The following is a 19,308-nucleotide window of genomic DNA, read 5'->3' as shown; positions in this document are numbered from 1 at the left end:
TCATAAATTTTTCTTTATTATTGTCTCTATAATCTTTCCACTTAAATGTTACATACCCATTTTCCAAATTCACAATTCTATGATTGGATATAGCAACTCGATGAGAATATCTACCAAGGTACTCAAGCACGTGCTCTGCACTCCCGAAAGGGGGTTTACAGTATACAACCCATTCCTTTTTGTATAACTTATCTATGAAGCTATGAAATATATGCTTTTCTGTTAATTCCTGAATTCCAGTAGTATATTTAAGAGCATTACTTTGATAAGCTTTTTTAAGATAAAATAAGAATTTACCTCTAAACTTTCTTGATAAGACTTTTACTGGAATAAAAAAATCTTTTTTTGAATTTATCCATCTTGTACCATCAAATGTTAATCCACCACTTGGGACTATACAATGAATATGAGGATGCTTCATAAGGTTTTGACCCCACGTATGAAGGATACTCATAAAACCAATTTCTGCTCCTAAATATTTTTTGTCTCTTGATAGTTCAAGTAGAGTTTCAGAAACAGAGTTAAATAGTATAGAATACATTTCCTTTTGGTTTGTAAGTGTTATAAAGTTGAGTTCTTGGGGTATAGTAAAAACTATATGAAAATACCCTACGGGTAATAAATCTTCTTTTCTTTTTTGAAGCCATCTTTCTTTGGCTAAAGTTTGGCATTTAGGACAATGCCTATTTCTACAAGAATTATAAGATATTCTTATGTGCCCACATTCATTACATTCATCCACATGACCACCGAGTTCAGCTGTTCTACAAGACTCAATAGCAATCATAGTTTTTAATATATGTAGCGGCAGCTTATGCTTTCTTCTATATTCATCGCCAAATTGATTAAATATGTCTTGAATCTCAATCATCTTGTTCACCTTTTTTATCTAGAAGTAAATCCAGCCTCCTAAGATGTAAATAGATAGTTGTAGTATTTAATTGAGTATGTCCTAACAATCTTTGGATATAACATATATCTGTTCCAGACTCTAACAAATGCGTGGCAAAACAATGGCGATAATGGAGAGATCTCCATTATCGCCACTTTAATGCCACTATGATGTTAAAAAAAGGTGTAACTGACAAGGAGGCTGCTGCAAGATTGGGACACGCAGATACAAATATGACAAAAAAATATCAGCATATATTATCTAATATGAAAGATAATTCTGCTGATAAACTTAATACCATTGTAAAAAAGATGGATGTCAAATTGGATGTCAAACCATCTTGAAACGTTGCTAAATATGGTGGAGGCGAGGGGTGTCGAACCCCTGTCCGAAGGCAGCAACACCTAGGCATCTACGAGCGTAGTCAATAATTTAACATTCCCTCTACCTAACCCCTACTGACCAGGTTTAAGTTTTAGTAGCTTCATATTTTCCGTTTCCAGGTCAAAGCTTTCCCAGACTCGGTTCACCGCTGTCGTCGCCCTATCCTAAGCCGCGGTACTCTAAGGTAAGACGTAGCAGTCTAAGCTGCTAGTTGTAAATTATCGTTTGCGTTTAAATTGTTCCAATAGTTTTTTAATGCGGGTCCATAGGTTCCCTCAGCTCGCTTCCTCGATACAACGTACCCCCGTCGAAACCAAGTACGCCCCCTAAGATGTGAAAAGATTAAGTTTAAATCTTTTGCACTGTAATAATATAAAATCATTATTACATATATAACGCAAAGCTATATTTTCTAAATTTTTGTAGCTCATATATCAATTAGATAGTAATCTTAGCTACTTTACTATGTTAATGACTATAGACCTAATAATACACCATATTATATTCTTTATCAAGTGCTAATATTATGGAATCTAAGTTCATTATTAGACTTTATCTCATTCTCTCTTTTATTTGTCTATCCATGTCTCTCTTAGCATCTTTTTCTAGCATTGCATCTCTCTTATCATAATCCTTCTTACCACGAACAACACCTAGATTGACTTTTACCTTAGTATCTTTAAGATAAAGAGCTAATGGAACCAGTGTATAACCTTTTTGAGCTGTGAACAACCCTAGTTTAAGTATTTGTTCTTTATGAAGCAATAACCTTCTTGCTCTTAATGGATCAACATTAAATTGATTACCATTCTCATAATGGCCTATATGCATATTTTTAACGTATATTTCTCCATTTATAACATCTGCAAAACTATCTTTTAAGTTCGCTTTACCAGCTCTAATGGATTTCACCTCTGTACCAACAAGCTCTATACCAGCTTCCATTGCTTCCTCTACAAAATAATCATGTCTTGCTTTTTTATTTTGCGCAAGTGTCTTGTTTTCTGTTTTCTTTATCATAACTTCACCTACTTTATTCTTATTAATATAGTATAAGAGTACCTTATATTGTTGTGTTTAATAACTATTATTATACTATATATAGTGCTTTTTTTCAAGAATATATAGATTGTTTTCACAAAATAATCCATATATATAAGAATATAAGAGAGGAAATTTTCCTCTCTTATATTCTTATATTTTCTATTCTTATCTACTTATATTAAGATTATTCTACAACATAATCTTCTTACTTTGTTGAATCATCCTTTATAAGTTCATTTAGTTGACTAACTGAATAATCATCTGAGTCTTTTTCATGCTCATCTTCATCTTTAATTATATCAAAATAAACCTCATGAGAAGTTAGATCAACTTTACTAACTATTATTCTTACCTCTTCTCCTAATTTGTACATTTTCTTAGTTCTCTCACCAATAAGGGTTAAATGTCTTTCATCAAAGACATAATAATCATCATCTAAAGTAGTCATATGAACTAACCCTTCTACAGTATTAGGGAGTTCAACAAATAATCCAAAATTAGTTACTGATGAAATAATACCATCAAATTCTTGACCAATTCTCTCATTCATATACTCTGCTTTCTTTAAGTCATCAACGTCTCTTTCAGCTTCCATAGCTACTCTTTCCATATCTGATGATTGTTTAGCTGCAATTTCGACTTCTTTTTTTAGTCTTTCTATTCTTGCATCACTTAATCCACCATTTATAACCTCTTTAATAATCCTATGGATCATTAAATCTGGATATCTTCTAATTGGTGATGTAAAGTGACAATAATACTTAGCAGCCAAACCAAAATGACCACTACATTCTGATGAATATTTTGCTTTCATCATAGAACGAAGAAGCAAAGTACTTACTACCATTTCTTCTTTCTGTCCTTTAACTTTTCCTAAAATATCTTGAAGCATTCTAGGGTGAACCTCTTTTCCCCACTTTACAGCATATCCTAAATTATGTGCAAATTCACTGAAACGCATTAATTTTTCTTCGTCTGGATCTTCATGAATTCTATATACAAATGGTACATTTAGCCAGAAAAAATGTTCAGCTACAGTTTCATTAGCCGCTAACATAAATTCCTCAATTACTCTATTTGCAATACCTCTTTCGTAAGGTACAATATCTATAGGTTTTCCGTTCTCATTTAATATTATTTTACACTCAGTAAAATCAAAATCTATAGCGCCCCTATTCATCCTGTTTTTGTTAAGAATGGCACATAACTCTTCCATATGTTTAAAGTCTTCATATAAATAGTCATATCTTTTAATTACTTCTTCATCCTTATCAGTAAGTATTTTCGTAACGTCAGTATAAGTCATTCTCTCGTTAGTTTTTATAATACTTTCCACTATTTCATGATCTACATGTTTTCCATTTTTATCTATCTCCATAAAACAAGTAAGTGCTAACCTATCCACTTTAGGATTCAAACTACAAACCCCATTGGATAATTTTTTAGGAAGCATTGGTATAACCCTATCAATTAAGTATACTGAAGTTGCTCTTTTTAGAGCTTCTTTGTCTAAAGGATTTTTATCCTTAACATAGTTAGAAACATCTGCTATGTGGACTCCTAAACGATAGTTACCATTATCTAAAAGTTCGATGGATACTGCATCATCTAGATCTTTAGCATCCTCGCCATCTATGGTTACCATACGTAGATCCCTTAAATCTCTTCTTCTTTCATATTCTTCCTTTGGAATTTCATCAGATATGTTTTCTGTATAATCTTCAACAGCCTCTGGAAATTCCTCTGGTAGTTTATGTTTTTTAATTATAGATAATATATCAATACCTGCGTCACCTTTGTTACCAAGTATTTCGATAATTTTTCCCTCAGGGTTTCTTTTTTGTTCTGGCCACTGAGTTATTTCAGCTATTACTATTTGCCCTGTTTTTGCACCAAGTCTTTCAGATTTAGGAATAAATATATCTTGAGCGATTCTCTTATCGTCAGCTACTACAAACCCAAAGTTATTACTATCCTGATAAGTTCCTATTATCGTTTTATTAGATCTTTCTATTACTTTTGCAATTTCACCTTCACATTTTTTACCATTGTTTTCTTCTTTTAAAACTTTTGCAAGAACCTTATCACCATTCATTGCTCCATTTACATTGTCTGCCGGAATAAATACATCCGGTCTTTCTGTTTCTGGTATTACAAATCCAAACCCTCTTTGATGACCTTGAAATTTACCAACTACAAGACCCATCTTCTCTGGTATACCATAATATTCAGCTTTTGATCTAACTATATCACCATTTTTTTCCATTTCAGATAATAAAGCAGTAAAACCCTTCATGTCTTTTTTCTTAATATCAAACACTCTAGCTAGTTCTGCTATATTCATAGGCTTGTATGCTTGCTCCGTCATAAAACTTATTAAAGTTTCTTTTATATCCATTAGGTTTCCTCCTATTTAATTGCTACACGTTTTAATTTCTACATGTTTAATTTTTATATCAATATAATTTTTATACTAATGTGTTTATAAATTATTCTAAAAATTATTTATTATTGCTCCAGTTTTTAATGTTATTATGATAATTTATTCATGTACTTCTATAATTGCTCACTTTATTATAATCTAAAAACTGCATCTAGTATATACTATGTGATTATATACTTCCCTAATCTTCTATAAAAAACACCCCCATTAAATAGTTATATTCAATGGGGGTGTTTTATCTAAACATATTATATTAGAATTTCTTAACAGAAATCGACTTTTTTTTACAAAATAGAACAACCCTTGGGGTTGGGCTGCTCTATAATAAATAAAAAGGGGGCTATTTATCTCTCTATTTATCTTTACACCTTAATTATATTGAATTTTACTTATGTTTGCAAGTGTTTTTCACTAATTTCATTGTAAATAATTTGTAAAATGAATATATTAGATTTATAATTTGTTTATTTTTGTCATATAATATAATATTTCTAATTAAATTACACCTGTTTCAATAATTCTATCTCACTTTCCGACAATTCTCTACATTGGCCTTCAGCTAAATCTATATCTAATTTTAATGGTCCAAAACTAACTCTTCTTAAGAACATAACATTTTTATTTACGCTCTCAAACATTCTTTTCACTTGATGGAATTTACCTTCTTGAATAGTAACCATTACCTCTGATCCGTTTTCATTTGCAGTTAACACTTCTAATTCCGCTGGCATGCATTTATATCCGTCGTCTATTACAATGCCCTTCTTAAAGGCCTTTATGTCACTTGCATCTATAAATTTATTTATTTCTGCATAATATACTTTATCAACATGATTCTTAGGTGCAATCAATTTATGGTTTAATTCACCATCATTAGTAATTAGCAGTAGTCCTACTGTATCTTTATCAAGTCTTCCAATAGGAAATGGTTTAAACGCACGGTACTCATCATCTATTAAATCAATTACAGTCTCGTCATTTCTATCTACTGTAGCTGAAACTACGCCTGTTGGTTTGTTCATAACTAAATATATGTATTTTCTATAGTTAATTTCATCACCTGACACCTTTATTACAGACTTTTCCGGATCTACTTTCATAGCACTATCAGTTGCTATTACCCCATCAACCTCTACTTTTTTTTTCTTTAATAATGCCTTTACTTCTTTTCTTGTTCCATGACCTAAATTTGACAATATCTTGTCTATTCTGTCCATTAGCATTCATCTCCTCGACTAGTCTTTAGTTTTTTAATTAAACCATCTCCTGTGGAGCTGTATAATTAGTATAAGTATTTTAATTATAAAAAAACAGCTTTAAAAGCTGTTTTAAATTTATTCTTTAACTTCAACCCCTATTATATCATAGTCTTCATAGGAAATACTCTTATAAAAACTTTTTGACAAGACTAACATTCTGTATATACCTTTGGCTAAAGGTATAAAACTATAATCGTCTTTTTTCCCAAATTTCTGTACTAAACTCCAATTTCCTTTTTTCATAAGATAGAACTCATATACAACATCTTTCCCATCCATACTTTGTGACTTAAATGTTATAGTTTTATTTACTTTTAAATCTTTATTGACACATAAAATCTTTGTACCCGTTACAGGTAGAGTTGTATGCACTTGAATTTTTACCTCTTTTATACTATCATATGCACTTGTACTTAATTTATTTTTTGCAAGTATTTCTATTACATAATTTTCACTACATTTAGGTTTAAGTTCATAATTTTTATTTTCTATAAATCCTGTTTGTTCAACTACTTTACCATCTATTTTCAAAATATAATTTATAAGTGTATCTCTTGTATTTCCTACTATTACCTCAACAGGAATTGTATTGCAAGCCATATAGTATTTGTTTTTATCCATTAGAACATAGTCTATTTTAGCTGGTATGCATTCTAATACTTTAATATATAGGCTTTTGCAAACATCAAACTCATTCTTTGAATATTTGTCTTTTACTCTTACGTCCAGTTTGAAATCTCCACTCTCTTCTGGAGTAAAATCTACAAAATCACGTATCCCAAATTCTATTTTTTCTGTCTCTTTCTCATCCTTAAAAACTACAAAACTGTATCTTAATGAATCTCCTCCTGTTGCTTTGACTGTTAAATGAAGTTGATCACCTATTAGCACAATCCCTTTCTTGTCTATTATAATATCCTCGATAATCACAGCTTCTTTACTCTTATCTTCAATAATAAAACTAAGAGATTCCTTTTGTTCATATTTACCCTTATAAGTCACATCCTTTACGCATAAGGTTACTTTATAATCTCCTGCTTCTTTCGGTGTCCATATATATGAATTTTCTTTTTTATAACCAGAATCTTCAAGGCATTTTCCACTAATGTCAAATTTATAAATTAGCTCTGTTCCGCCTTTAGCAATACACTTAAAAATAATAGGTGTATCACATAACTGTGGTGAACTTAAATCGCTAGTAAAACTGTGTATCTTTATTTCCTCATATGGATCTACGTTATAATAAATTAATGCTCTATCATCAAACTCCTTAAGCGAAAACGTATCCTTCACCATACATAGTAGCTTATAATAGCCGCTATTCATTTCAACATAACTAACTAATTTCTTACTTGAATAGTCTTGTATACAAATACTGTTTCTCTTACAATCGATTTTCACAAATTTATATAAGACCATTCTATTATCATCATACTTTGACTCTACCTCAAAAACTATCTCCGTGCCTTGTAATATACTTTCAGTTAAACATTTGAAACTCATAATTTCTAACGCTTGTCTAGCTTGTACATTAAATTGTATACTCATGGAATCGTCAAACATATTTTCAGAATTTAGATTCTTACATTCTACCAAAAACTCTTTTTCTCCGGAGTATTTTGATGTCCATGTAATTATATTTTTTGGTGAGTAATCCGCTACAAGCTTCCAATCATCATTTTCATTTACCCAATATCTATACATAATAGGTAACTTACCTGCATCTACTGTTAAGGTAATTATTTCGCCTACCATTATTTCCATCTTGTCTATGTAAATATCATTAATTAGCTTGATGTGTGTCTCTCCAACTATGTAATCTGTTTTTGACATAAAATCAAAAGGCTTATTGCTTTCTTTTCTTTTAGCTTGTACCATTACAGAGTACTTCCCATCCGCTTCTGGATTCCAAATAGCAACGCTTGTTTCACTTGATTTTTTTAAAATAGTCCATGTTCCATCGAGGCCTACAAGAAATTTGTACTCCAAATTATTTTCTAATTCATTTTCAACACTGATTTCAATTTCTTTATATTCTTGCTTGGCATCATCTAAACTAAATAATATATTCATTTCATTCATTTAAATTTACCCACCTTTATAAATAAGCATTTAACCCTAAATCATTTTTCTTAAAATTTATCTCTATAATAATATATTATACTATATTTCCATTATATGTAACAGTATATATTACATTTTTTTTCTTTTATTTATAGACATAAACTTTAATTAATAGTGACTATTTTTTAAGATTTATAACTAATTTTGGTAATATTTGTTATATTAAAATTAATAAAAATAGCTAGCAATTTCTAAAATGTCCTTAACACATGGTCCATCTTATTCCATTGCTAGCTATTTTTTATATTTTAAATGTCATACACGTATCATGTTAATGTTATTGGTTGGCTTTTAAAATAAGTTTAATTAAATTGTTATAAAGTTTATCATCATCTTCACTTGTTCGTTTTTTAGGGCCGAATGTTTTACCACCACTCCGTCTTAATTTACCAGATAAATGTCTCTCAAACAACAATTTATCAATATTACCATCATCATATATATGCCCCTTAGGTCCAATAGCATACGAGCCTTTAGCTAAAACCATAGCAGCAACTCCAAAATCTTGAGTAATCACTATGTCCCTTGGCTTCGCCTCATTAGCTACTTTCATATCAACAGTTTGAAACCCACTATCTACATACCTTATTGAGGCGTAATCACTACTGAGTACATGATTAATATCACAAAACATAATGAGTTCTATAGAGTTGTCCTTAGCTGCCTTTTCTATTAAATGTTTACCTGGGCATCCGTCTGCATCTACAATAATTCTCATATAATTTGCCTCATTTTATTTTTTCCCATCTCTTTAAAGTCTTTTTTCAAGTTCTGCTTTAATATCTTCATATCCTGCTTTTCCAAGAAGAGCAAACATATTTTTTTTGTATGCTTCAACTCCTGGTTGGTCAAAAGGATTCACACCAGATAAATATCCACTTATTGCTAAAGCCTTTTCAAAGAAGTAGACCATATGTCCAAAATTATATGGGCTTAAAGTAGGTACATTTAAAATAATATTAGGTACATCTCCATCATTATGAGCAAGTACTGTTCCCTCAAAAGCTTTTTTATTAACAAAATCCATAGTTTTACCAGCTAGAAAGTTTAATCCATCTAAATCTCCACTTTCCTCATTCACTACAACTTCTCTTCTTGGCTTTTCTACATTAATAACTGTTTCAAATATATTTCTTACGCCTTCTTGAATATATTGTCCCATTGAATGTAAGTCTGTAGAGAAGTTAACGGATGCTGGGAATATTCCCTTTTGATCTTTTCCTTCACTTTCACCACAAAGTTGTTTCCACCACTCACCAAAACATTGAAGTGCTGGCTCATAGTTTACTAAGATTTCTGTAACTTTGCCTTTTCTATATAGTGCATTTCTAGCTGCTGCATATTTATAACAATCGTTATTATTTATATCGTCGTCGTTATATATTTCTCTTGCATCTGCTGCACCCTTCATCATCTCATCAATATTAATCCCTGCTGCTGCTATTGGTAAAAGACCTACTGCTGTAAGTACTGAGAATCTTCCTCCAATATCATCTGGAATTACAAAGGTTTCATAACCTGCTGCATCTGCTGATTTTTTTAGAGCTCCTCTAGCTTTATCAGTAGTCGCAAAAATTCTTTCTTTTGCTCCGTCTTTTCCGTATTTCTTCTCTAATAATCCTTTAAATATTCTAAAAGCAATAGCTGGTTCTGTTGTAGTTCCAGATTTTGATATTACATTTATAGAAAAATCTTTTCCTTCTACAACATCTATTAAATCTGCCATATATGTAGAACTTATATTATTTCCAGCAAAATATATTGCAGGAGATTTTCTCTTATCACTTGATAGACTATTATGAAAACTATGAGATAATGTTTCTATAGCTGCTCTAGCTCCTAGATATGATCCACCTATTCCAATTACTATTAAAATTTCGGAATTACCTTTTATTTTTTCTGCGGCTTTTTTAATTCTTGCAAATTCAGCTTTATCATAATTTACAGGAAGGTCTATCCATCCTAAGAAATCACTTCCCGCACCTGTTTTCTCTGCTAGCATTTTGTGTGCAGTAGATACCATTGGTTGCAAATATGAGATTTCATGTTCATTCAAATATGGAACTGTTTTACTTAAATCTAAAGATAAAATTTTTTTCATTAATATTCCTCCTTGTTATATATGATATAAAATAATTGTTATATCATTTACTCCTTGTATTGCCCTATTTCAAATAAAATTATTAACTATTATTTATGATATGACTTTGTTAAAACAACATACAATAATTTTAGTTTATTCAAAGAAATAAATCAAGTTTTTAAATAAACTTTTGCATTTTTTACAAATTTTTATGTAATAAGAATAGATATATTAAGTACCTACTTGTGTTAAGTCGCATATATTGAATTATATTACTTTATGAGGTGTGATTTTTTGATTATTCATGTTGTTAAAAGTGGAGAAAACTTATATGAAATTTCAAAATTATATGGAGTTTCATACAATAAAATTGCTAGTGATAATGAACTTACAAACCCAAATGAACTAGTCGTAGGCCAAACACTTGTAATATTACAAGGAACTCGTAAACACAGAATTCTTCCTGGACAATCCCTTTATGGAATAGCTAAAACCTATGGCACAAGTATTGCTGCTTTGTATGCTGCTAATCCTATACTTAATAGTTCTATTGTAATTTACCCTGGTCAGATTATTAATATACCACCAGAAACTCAAAAATTAGGTTTTATTGAAGTTAATGCATATGCTCTTCCTGGAACAAATATGGATGTTCTTGCAAAAACTCTTCCTAGCCTCACATACCTAAGTATATTTAGTTATCAAATTCAGCCGGATGGAACACTAAAAGGTATAAATGATACTCCTTTAATCGAGGCTGCAAGAAGAGCAAATGTAGCTCCCATGATGGTAATTACCAACTTAAAAGAAGGTGGCGGATTTGATAGTAACCTTGCTCATACCATACTCACAAATCAAAGTATACAAAATACATTTTTTAGTAACATAAGCAGTACATTAAAAAGCAAGAATTATTATGGTTTAGATATAGACTTAGAATACATCTTCCCAGAAGATAGAGAAAACTATAACGCCTTTTTACGTAGAGCCGTAACTAACCTAAAACCACTGGGCTACTCAGTTACTACTGCCTTAGCTCCTAAACCCTCTGGCGATATAAAAGGATTACTTTATGAAGCTCATGATTACCCCGTTCATGGAGTTCTTGCAAACCATGTTATACTGATGACTTATGAATGGGGATATACATCTGGCCCACCACTTGCAGTCTCACCTCTTAATGAGGTAAAAAAGATTCTTGATTATGCTATCACAGTAATCCCAAGTAAAAAGATTTTTATGGGAATACCTAATTATGGTTATGATTGGACACTACCTTATGTAAAAGGTACTAAAGCAAAGGCTCTTGGCAATGTGGAAGCAGTAGATCTTGCACGTAAAATGCATGCATCTATTAAATATGACTATACTTCTCAGGCTCCATTTTTTAATTACTATGATGCTAATAAAAAGGAACATGTAGTTTGGTTTGAAGATGCCAGAAGTATGAACGCTAAGCTTATGACCGCTGCTAAATACAATCTAGGTGGAGTAAGCTATTGGACAATCGGAAAATATTTTCCTCAAGCGTGGCTAGTTCAAAATTCATTGTTCAACGTTAGAAAATTACTATAATAAGAAAAGGTATGATAAATCAATTTATCATACCTTTTCTTATTATAATATTCTATATTACTCTTTTATCTAACGAATCTAAATCTATAAAACGTTGGTTTAAATTCATCTTAAAATTATCATCTATATAAATTTTATCTACTTTTTTATAATCTTTATTTTTTTCTAAAACCTTACTCTTATTCATATATTTATATATAGCTATACCTAACTTATTATTTTTTATATTATTCATATATACCATCCTCCGAAAAAACAATTCTCATATAAAACCAATCTTATACATCTATTGTACACCAAATTGCATCAAACGACAAATTATTTAACTTTTTTGAATTCAGTTTTCATATTCGACATTATTCTAAAATATTAAATTATACTCACCTCTTTATATGTTGTTAAGCTAATAACACTCACATATTGTTCACACATTTAATAGACATTTATGCCAATATTTCAAGTTATAATCATATTATTGAATAAATTAGAAGGAACAGACTACGTTTACATGGAGGCAAATAATGAAAAGTAAAACGATTAAAGCACTAATAATAGGTATAGTTGTGATTGTGATTGGCGCCTGCAGTTACTTCGGATATAATCAATTTTTTAATAAAACTTCCACGGCTACAACCACAAAATTTTATTCTTCAACCGTTAAGACTATGGATATATCAAAAACTATCCAAGGTACAGGCGCTGCTTATGCTGGCACCTCATCAGCTATATCGCCTAATAATAATGGTACCATATCAGGTTTGACTGTTAAAGTTGGTGATACTGTAACTGCATCACAAAAACTTTTTGTTTCATCAAGTTCTAATCTAACGAAAAATGTAACTACAGCATCCAGAAAATTAACGAAAGCAAATAAACAACTTACAAGTGATAGAAGTGATCTTACTTCTGCAAACTCACAACTTACAACTGATGAGGCTGCACTAACTACTGCAAAAGCTCAACTCTCAACTGATGAAAATGCTTCTAAAGTTGATTCAAATAAAATAACATCCGATAATAAGTCTATAAGTGATGCTAATAATAAAATAACATCCGATGAAAAATCTATAACTGATACTACTGACAAAATATTAGATGATAAAGATTCAATAACAGATGCTACCTCAGATCTATCAAGTGCAAATACTATAGTTGCGAATCAGGTTGTAACATCCCCCATAGGAGGTCTTGTCACAGCTGTGAATAATGCTAATGGAGATTCAGGTCAAAGCGGTAAGAGTTCACTTACAGTGACCGCTATGAATACAATGAAAGTTAAAGTCTCCGTTAATGAATTAGATGTTTCCTCAGTGTCTACCGGTCAGAAAGCCACTATAAAATTTGATGCACTAACTGGAAAAACTTTCACAGGCATTGTTGAAACAATAGCACAAACTGGTACCACCACTGATAATACGACTACATATGATGTTGTTGTGAGCATTAGTAAACCAACTCGAATAAGACTTGGTATGAATGCAAATGTTACAATTGCAGTAAAAAGTAAAGAGAGCGCAATTGTAATACCAGAGGAAGCTTTAGTTGAAAGCAATAGTAAAAAATATGTAAGAGTTCAAAATGATTCAACTTCAAATAATCAGCAAAGCAATAGCACGTCATCGACATCAGAATCGAATAGTAAATTAGTCCACAGCACAGAGATTGCTTAAAACCTCCAAGATAAGTACCTACTATGTCGAAGCAAAAAGCCAAGCAGAAATAGATACAGCAATGTCTTATTTAAAAATCTTTCTAAATAAGAAATATGGTCTTAGAAATTTGGCTACTAGTACAACTACCGATGCTGATTATAGGGTATTAAGTCAAACAAGTTTACTTACTACAGCTACTTCAACTACTAAAAGTATGAGTAACATGCTTAGCGGGGTTGGAGCTATATCGCTCTTAGTTGGAGGAATTGGTATTATGAACATCATGCTTGTTTCCGTAATTGAAAGAACTAAGGAAATAGGAACAAGGAAAGCAATCGGCGCTAAAAGAAGAGCTATACTTGCACAATTTCTAATTGAAGCCTCTATTGTAAGTGGTATTGGAGGTATTTTAGGAGTGTTAATCGGCTATGGTGGCGCCTATATTAGCAAAACATTCTTTGCTACCTCTATTGTAATCTCAGGCAGCACAGTAATTGGTGCTTTTTTATTTTCAGTTTTAGTAGGATTGATTTTCGGAATTTACCCTGCAAATAAAGCATCAAAATTAAATCCAATAGAAGCATTAAGGTTTGAATAATACACTTTTAACTACTTATATGCAACTAAAAAACAGATGAGAATAAATCCTCATCTGTTTTTTAGTTAGAAATTGTTCAATGTTTTATATAACAAATAACACAACATAATATATACCCATCATAATAAGTCCTAATGGAATTCCTAATTTAATCCATTCACTACTTGTAATCTTTAATTTACCAGCAGAAATAATATTAGGTATATTACCTGGAATCATCATTCCACCACTAATAAGCAATCCAAGAAGCACGGCTTCAACTTGTACTTGTGACATTTTAACACTTATCTCTGCAGCTGCAAGAGTTGCATTATCCAACACTGCTGAAGACATATTAACCCAGTACAAATAATGATAATCTAGAGTTATTATATATTTATCAATTATTGGTCTAAATCCTTCTCCAAGTAGTTCCAATGCTATAATGAATAGAAAGATCTTAACTCCTCTTATAATAATCAATTTATTTGTTTCGTCTTCAAGCTCTTCCTCATCATTCGTTATTTTAGTTTTATCTAGGGAGGCATACAATGCTCCAATAATACCAAGTATTAATATACCAGGAATAATGTAAATACCAAGTCGATCTAAAAGAGTCCAAAAACTAAGTCCAAGTTTAGCAACTACAATTGTCGATAACGGCTCGCCTATTGGTGTTAATATTGATCCTAGCCCAATTGAAAAACATGAAACTATATTGATATTTATTTTATTTTTTCTACTAACTGGAAGTATACTAACTATCTCTACTAATAGAAGTGCAGCTATAATTGCTGTTATTACACTCGATAAAAGTCCTATAATTATTACTAACAAAAACACAAAAATCCTTAATGGAATACGGTTTAAAACATGCTCTAATCCTATTTTTATTTGGATATTAAATGCTTTGAACAAAAATCCACCTATTAACACAGCAAAGGCTATAAAATACATGAATTTATTTTGAGCAATACTGAGTAAAAACGTTTTGTTTAATACACCTGAAGTAATAGAAGCTAATAATCCAATAGTAAATAAAAAAGCTTCTAGATTACCTTCTACTTTTTTTGATATAAGTGGTAACACGAATGTTATTACTAAAAGAATAATTAATATAAAAAGCATTATTATCACGTCCTTTTGTTAAAAGTTATAATGAATCAAACATTAGCTTGTCCACCGGTTAAAATATTATTAAAATTATACCATAAAATTTATATTAATTCAATTTTTACCACCTGGATTCAGCTGACCAATAGCCTACTCTTCGGGTCTTAATATAAGTTTACCCATCCATTTACACTAACATATATATTAGAGCAAATGGATGGTCTTTTTTAATACAAAAATCATTAAAATACAAATAAGACAATATAATATATGAGCATAATAGTAATTCCGATTGGAGCACCCACCTTAATCCACTCTTTACTTGTAATTTTTAATTTACCCGCGGAAATAATATTTGGTATGTTACCTGGAATCATTATTCCTCCACTGACAAGTAATCCTATTAACACAGCTTTAATTTGTTCTGGTGACATCTTAACGCTTATTTCAGCTGCTGCAAGCGTTGCATTGTCTAATACCGCTGACGACATATTAACCCAATACAAATAGCGAGTATCAAGTGGTAATATATAAGCCTCAATTATCGGTTTAAATCCTTCTCCAAGTAGTTCTAATGCAATAATGAATAGAAAAATTTTAATTGCCCTGATAATTATTAATTTATTTGTCTCACCTATAACAATCTCTTCATTGTTATCTAATTTACCCTTTTCCTTTGATCCATACCCTGCTCCCATAATTCCAAGTATTATTATGCCAGGAATTATATAAATACCAAGTTGATCTAAAAGCGACCAAAAATTCAATCCAAGCCTAGAAACTACAATTGTAGATAACGGCTCTCCTATTGGTGTTAATATTGCCCCTAATCCAATTGAAAAGCATGAAATTATATTAATATTTATTTTATTTTTTCTACTAATTGGGAGTATACTAACTATTTCTACTAATAAAAGAGCAGCTATAATTGCAGTTATTACGCTTGACAAAAGCCCTATAATTACTATTAATAAAAATATAAAAATCCTTAATGGAATACGTTTTAGAATATGTTCTAATGCATTATTTATATGAGTAGTTAGTGCTTTAAACAAAAATCCACCTATTAAAACAGCAAATGCTATAAAATACATGAATTTATTCTGAGCTATAGTAAGTAAAAATGCTCTACTTATAACACCAGAAGTAACGGCTGCTAATACACCAATAGTAAAAAGAAAAATTTCAAGATTTGCTTCTACTTTTTTCGACACAATTGGTAATATAAAAGTTATTGCTAAAAGAAAAATTAATATATAGATCATAATTATCACGTCCTTTTTTTATTATCTCATTCCCAAATTAGTAATATGCAATAAAATGTATTTTATATATTTTTAAGACAAAAAATAATAGGGTGGAACACTCAAATAAGAGTTTCCCACCCTAGAAACAAATTTCTTGGAATCAAACTTTCGTTTGTCCAACCGATAACTATATTATATCTTAACTATATCATAAATTTTATATTAACTCAACTGCATTTCACACAAAAATTCATACTATTATATTAAGTTAAAATATACTGCTCTTAATCATTAAAAGTTATATATGGCTAATTAAGTTTTAGTATTGTATAATATGTTTCTATGAATGAAAGAATAGTATTAAAGGAATATGTATCAATAGTTTATAATACATAAGTACAAGCATGTATTTAATTTTGGAAGGAGTTTTGTCTAAATGGGATTTATGTCCATATTATTTATCATAATAGGTCTATGTGTATTTGAAATAGTATCCAGCATTGATAATGCTGTAATAAATGCAGAGGTTCTTGGAACCATGTCTGAAAAAGCAAAAAAATGGTTTCTGGTCTACGGTATATTATTTGCAGTCTTTATTGTAAGAGGTATGTTACCTTGGCTTATTGTATGGGTAACTAATCCAGGACTCGGTCCCATAGGAGCCCTTACTGCCACTTTTTCAAATGATCCACATATAAAAGAATCATTTGAGCTCTCCACACCTATTCTGATGCTTGGCGGCGGAGTATTTTTACTATTCCTATTTCTTCACTGGCTATTTATTGAAGATAAGCACTTTGGGCTTCCATGCGAAGAATTTTTTATAAAACATGGCGCATGGTTTTATGCACTAGTTTCTGTGATTTTAGTTATAATTGTCGCTCTAGCTATGAAACAGGATTCAGCATTGGCACTATCTGCTGTAATCGGTTCTTCAGCGTTTTTTATTACTGATGGATTTAAAAAGAACGCAGAATCAAATGAACAACAATTGTTGAGTAATACAAGTGGTATGTCTGATATAAGTAAGATATTATATTTAGAAATAATTGATATGACTTTTTCCATTGATGGTGTATTGGGAGCCTTTGCATTTACAACGTCAGTACCACTCATAATTTTAGGAAATGGCCTAGGTGCAATTGTTGTAAGGCAACTCACCATGGGTAATATAGAGAACATTAAAAAATATGTTTTTCTTAAAAATGGAGCAATGTATTCAATACTATGCCTTGGTGTGGTGATGATCCTTGAAGGGTTTAAAATAGAAATACCAGAATATGTTACGCCTACAGTAACAATATTAATAATATTATTCTTTTTCTTTAAATCAAAAGTTTATGCTAAAAATAATTTAACATCTGAATAGTCTAATATCCAAAATTCATATTTTATCAACAAAAAAAATTAGGAGCTTGAATTTTCTTGCTCCTATTTCTTAAAATTTTAATTAATATGCCTCATATTTATTCTAAATATGATACTAGAATATTATTTATAAGTTAACTGCCTTATCTATATATTTAGAAAATAACTCTCCCTTACTTCTAAATTTATCTTCATTAACTATGATACAATCTTCCCTTAGTGTTACCTCTGGATTTCTTAATATTAATTCTATGTTTCTTCCATGTCTATTAATTAATCTATTGTAATTATCTTTTACATATTCTAATGACTGCAACATATCACTAATATCACAGCTACACTCTAAAACTTTTTTCCTTAAGTCCATTCCAAAATCATCTTCTATACATAAATTACCTGCGAAATAATCCTTATTCTCCCTACACCAGAGAACCTCATTTTTTAATGAGACATCATCTTTTAAAACACTAATTGGTATTTCTAATAATACCCTCACCTCATTTGAAGTGAGTTCCCCTACCGAATATCTTATTTCGTCAATTATGGTCGCTACTGTAATTAAATTAAAATCACCTGTTCTAAATTTATCACTTACTTTTAAAAATCTATTTCTTAAACTTAGCTTATTCATAAATTCTCACCCCGATAATTTATATTCAAATTACAAAAGTTTTATGTATACTATAAAGAAAACGTTTAATTTTTTTATTGAAAGCATTAAAAAAGTGGTTATAATGTGGCTTTTTAATAGCATAAATCATAACCACTCTTAATCATCTTATTTTATTAATATATCTAGGTTTTTCAATGGTTTGTAACCTAAACAGCTTATTCCCACTCTACTCTTTAATATTATCTTCAATTAGTAAATGGTTGTTTTTAAGGTTATTATTATTCTTTTTATTTATATTATTTGTGATATTTAGACCATTTAAAACTTAATAGAATTATTTTAGAATCAGAATGTCCATAATAGATTTTAAAAAACTTTTGCTGTTATTGGACCGTACCATATCAAATGTATAATATCTATTGAATACCTTAGCCGTAAAATATGAATTAAGTATTCGTCAAACTAACATTCAGTTAGGCTTCCTCCATTCTTATATCAGAATAGAGACTTTTCTGTATCAACAAATGGATTAAATTCATCATCAACTGATGGTTTTATGCTAGTAAAAAACGGATTTATCTTAGAGATATTAAAATTAACAAACTCAGCTGCTCCCTGTACTATATCTTGAAGTGTGCGCTCCATAAACCTTTCTTCAGTAACTCCATTTACATCAAAGCAAGAACACGCTGCTCTAGCTCTATCATAGTTTGGATACTTATCATCGACCCATACATAAGCTCCATTGTTTCCCCCGTCTACATAATTGTAAATTCCTTTAGGTACTAAAAAATATATACCTCCCATATCTCCGTCTTCAACAAAATCCCACGATAATAATTTAAATACTACCCCTTTAACACTAACCTGTCTCATTATTAGCCCCCTCGTATAATGTAGTTGTAAGCATTGATAATAATTCAGTCATACTAAC

17 protein-coding genes, 1 other RNA gene, 1 pseudogene and 1 other annotated feature are annotated in these 19,308 nt (G+C 30.5%); of the genes and pseudogenes, 5 read left to right on the top strand and 14 right to left on the bottom strand.

All coding sequences use genetic code 11. The annotated features are described in order from the left end of the window. Both Q0649_RS13915 and Q0649_RS13910 read right to left on the bottom strand, forming a co-directional pair. The coding region (locus Q0649_RS13915) for an IS91 family transposase (RefSeq protein WP_298843147.1) at positions 1-871 on the bottom strand (871 nt) is incomplete at its 3' end. After that, a pseudogene (locus tag Q0649_RS13910) lies at positions 864-1,010 on the bottom strand (tyrosine-type recombinase/integrase); the annotation flags it as partial. The gene Q0649_RS13915 and the pseudogene Q0649_RS13910, both read right to left, overlap by 8 nt. A 49-nt stretch (positions 1,011-1,059) precedes the next feature. On the opposite strand from Q0649_RS13910, the gene Q0649_RS13905 reads away from it, so the two are divergent. Then, positions 1,060-1,236, top strand: coding sequence for a hypothetical protein (locus tag Q0649_RS13905; protein ID WP_298843142.1), 177 nt, complete (start codon positions 1,060-1,062; stop codon positions 1,234-1,236). A 14-nt stretch (positions 1,237-1,250) separates the two neighbouring features. Here the strand turns inward: Q0649_RS13905 and ssrA are convergent. The 7 genes from ssrA to Q0649_RS13870 form a co-directional block, all read right to left on the bottom strand. Continuing rightward, positions 1,251-1,603: a transfer-messenger RNA gene (gene ssrA, locus Q0649_RS13900) on the bottom strand. 225 nt (positions 1,604-1,828) lie between these two features. Continuing rightward, positions 1,829-2,296 carry an SsrA-binding protein SmpB gene (gene smpB, locus Q0649_RS13895; RefSeq protein WP_298843139.1) on the bottom strand — a complete coding sequence of 156 codons (468 nt, stop codon included), beginning with the start codon at positions 2,294-2,296 and terminating at the stop codon, positions 1,829-1,831. A gap of 229 nt (positions 2,297-2,525) precedes the next feature. Next, the gene (gene rnr / locus Q0649_RS13890; protein WP_298843137.1) at positions 2,526-4,718 is read right to left on the bottom strand and encodes a ribonuclease R; all 2,193 of its coding nucleotides are present in this window, start codon (positions 4,716-4,718) and stop codon (positions 2,526-2,528) included. A 545-nt stretch (positions 4,719-5,263) separates the two neighbouring features. Continuing rightward, on the bottom strand, positions 5,264-5,980 hold the full coding sequence (locus Q0649_RS13885; protein ID WP_298843134.1) for a 16S rRNA pseudouridine(516) synthase: 717 nt from the start codon (positions 5,978-5,980) through the stop codon (positions 5,264-5,266). A 117-nt stretch (positions 5,981-6,097) separates the two neighbouring features. Beyond that, on the bottom strand, positions 6,098-8,104 hold the full coding sequence (locus Q0649_RS13880; protein ID WP_298843132.1) for a triple tyrosine motif-containing protein: 2,007 nt from the start codon (positions 8,102-8,104) through the stop codon (positions 6,098-6,100). 319 nt (positions 8,105-8,423) lie between these two features. Then, positions 8,424-8,864 (bottom strand): YaiI/YqxD family protein, encoded by a 441-nt coding sequence (locus Q0649_RS13875; RefSeq protein WP_298843129.1) that lies wholly within the window; start codon positions 8,862-8,864, stop codon positions 8,424-8,426. Positions 8,865-8,897: 33 nt separating this feature from the next. Beyond that, positions 8,898-10,247 (bottom strand): glucose-6-phosphate isomerase, encoded by a 1,350-nt coding sequence (locus tag Q0649_RS13870; protein WP_298843126.1) that lies wholly within the window; start codon positions 10,245-10,247, stop codon positions 8,898-8,900. Between the two features lie 276 nt (positions 10,248-10,523). Between Q0649_RS13870 and Q0649_RS13865 the strand changes: the two genes are divergently transcribed. Next, positions 10,524-11,804 carry a glycosyl hydrolase family 18 protein gene (locus Q0649_RS13865; protein ID WP_298843123.1) on the top strand — a complete coding sequence of 427 codons (1,281 nt, stop codon included), beginning with the start codon at positions 10,524-10,526 and terminating at the stop codon, positions 11,802-11,804. Positions 11,805-11,856: 52 nt separating this feature from the next. Here Q0649_RS13865 and Q0649_RS13860 read toward each other — a convergent pair whose 3' ends face one another. Continuing rightward, entirely contained in the window at positions 11,857-12,039 is a 183-nt protein-coding gene (locus Q0649_RS13860; protein ID WP_298843120.1) for a hypothetical protein, read from the bottom strand. Positions 12,040-12,325: 286 nt separating this feature from the next. Between Q0649_RS13860 and Q0649_RS13855 the strand changes: the two genes are divergently transcribed. Both Q0649_RS13855 and Q0649_RS13850 read left to right on the top strand, forming a co-directional pair. Continuing rightward, positions 12,326-13,474, top strand: coding sequence for an efflux RND transporter periplasmic adaptor subunit (locus Q0649_RS13855; RefSeq protein ID WP_298843117.1), 1,149 nt, complete (start codon positions 12,326-12,328; stop codon positions 13,472-13,474). A 61-nt stretch (positions 13,475-13,535) separates the two neighbouring features. Beyond that, positions 13,536-14,054 carry an ABC transporter permease gene (locus tag Q0649_RS13850; RefSeq protein ID WP_298843114.1) on the top strand — a complete coding sequence of 173 codons (519 nt, stop codon included), beginning with the start codon at positions 13,536-13,538 and terminating at the stop codon, positions 14,052-14,054. Positions 14,055-14,138: 84 nt separating this feature from the next. Here Q0649_RS13850 and Q0649_RS13845 read toward each other — a convergent pair whose 3' ends face one another. Both Q0649_RS13845 and Q0649_RS13840 read right to left on the bottom strand, forming a co-directional pair. Continuing rightward, positions 14,139-15,161, bottom strand: a complete 1,023-nt coding sequence (locus Q0649_RS13845; protein ID WP_298843111.1) for a DUF1646 family protein — start codon at positions 15,159-15,161, stop codon at positions 14,139-14,141. A gap of 227 nt (positions 15,162-15,388) precedes the next feature. Next, positions 15,389-16,411, bottom strand: a complete 1,023-nt coding sequence (locus Q0649_RS13840; protein WP_298843108.1) for a DUF1646 family protein — start codon at positions 16,409-16,411, stop codon at positions 15,389-15,391. Between the two features lie 110 nt (positions 16,412-16,521). After that, positions 16,522-16,575, bottom strand: a sequence feature (sodium ion sensor (DUF1646 type); this cis-regulatory element may regulate processes involved in with the transportation of sodium ions). A 254-nt stretch (positions 16,576-16,829) separates the two neighbouring features. On the opposite strand from Q0649_RS13840, the gene Q0649_RS13835 reads away from it, so the two are divergent. Beyond that, entirely contained in the window at positions 16,830-17,762 is a 933-nt protein-coding gene (locus Q0649_RS13835) for a DUF475 domain-containing protein (RefSeq protein ID WP_298843105.1), read from the top strand. Between the two features lie 126 nt (positions 17,763-17,888). On the opposite strand, the gene Q0649_RS13830 is transcribed toward Q0649_RS13835, so the two are convergent. Both Q0649_RS13830 and Q0649_RS13825 read right to left on the bottom strand, forming a co-directional pair. Continuing rightward, positions 17,889-18,392: a hypothetical protein gene (locus Q0649_RS13830; RefSeq protein WP_298843102.1), complete on the bottom strand. Its 504-nt coding sequence runs from the start codon at positions 18,390-18,392 to the stop codon at positions 17,889-17,891. A 477-nt stretch (positions 18,393-18,869) separates the two neighbouring features. Next, positions 18,870-19,250, bottom strand: coding sequence for a hypothetical protein (locus tag Q0649_RS13825; protein ID WP_298843099.1), 381 nt, complete (start codon positions 19,248-19,250; stop codon positions 18,870-18,872). Between the last annotated feature and the right edge of the window lie 58 nt (positions 19,251-19,308).

This window comes from uncultured Clostridium sp. (assembly GCF_937920395.1).
Classification (GTDB): Bacteria; Bacillota; Clostridia; order Clostridiales; family Clostridiaceae; genus Clostridium_AD.
This window is presented reverse-complemented; position numbering and strand designations above follow the sequence as displayed.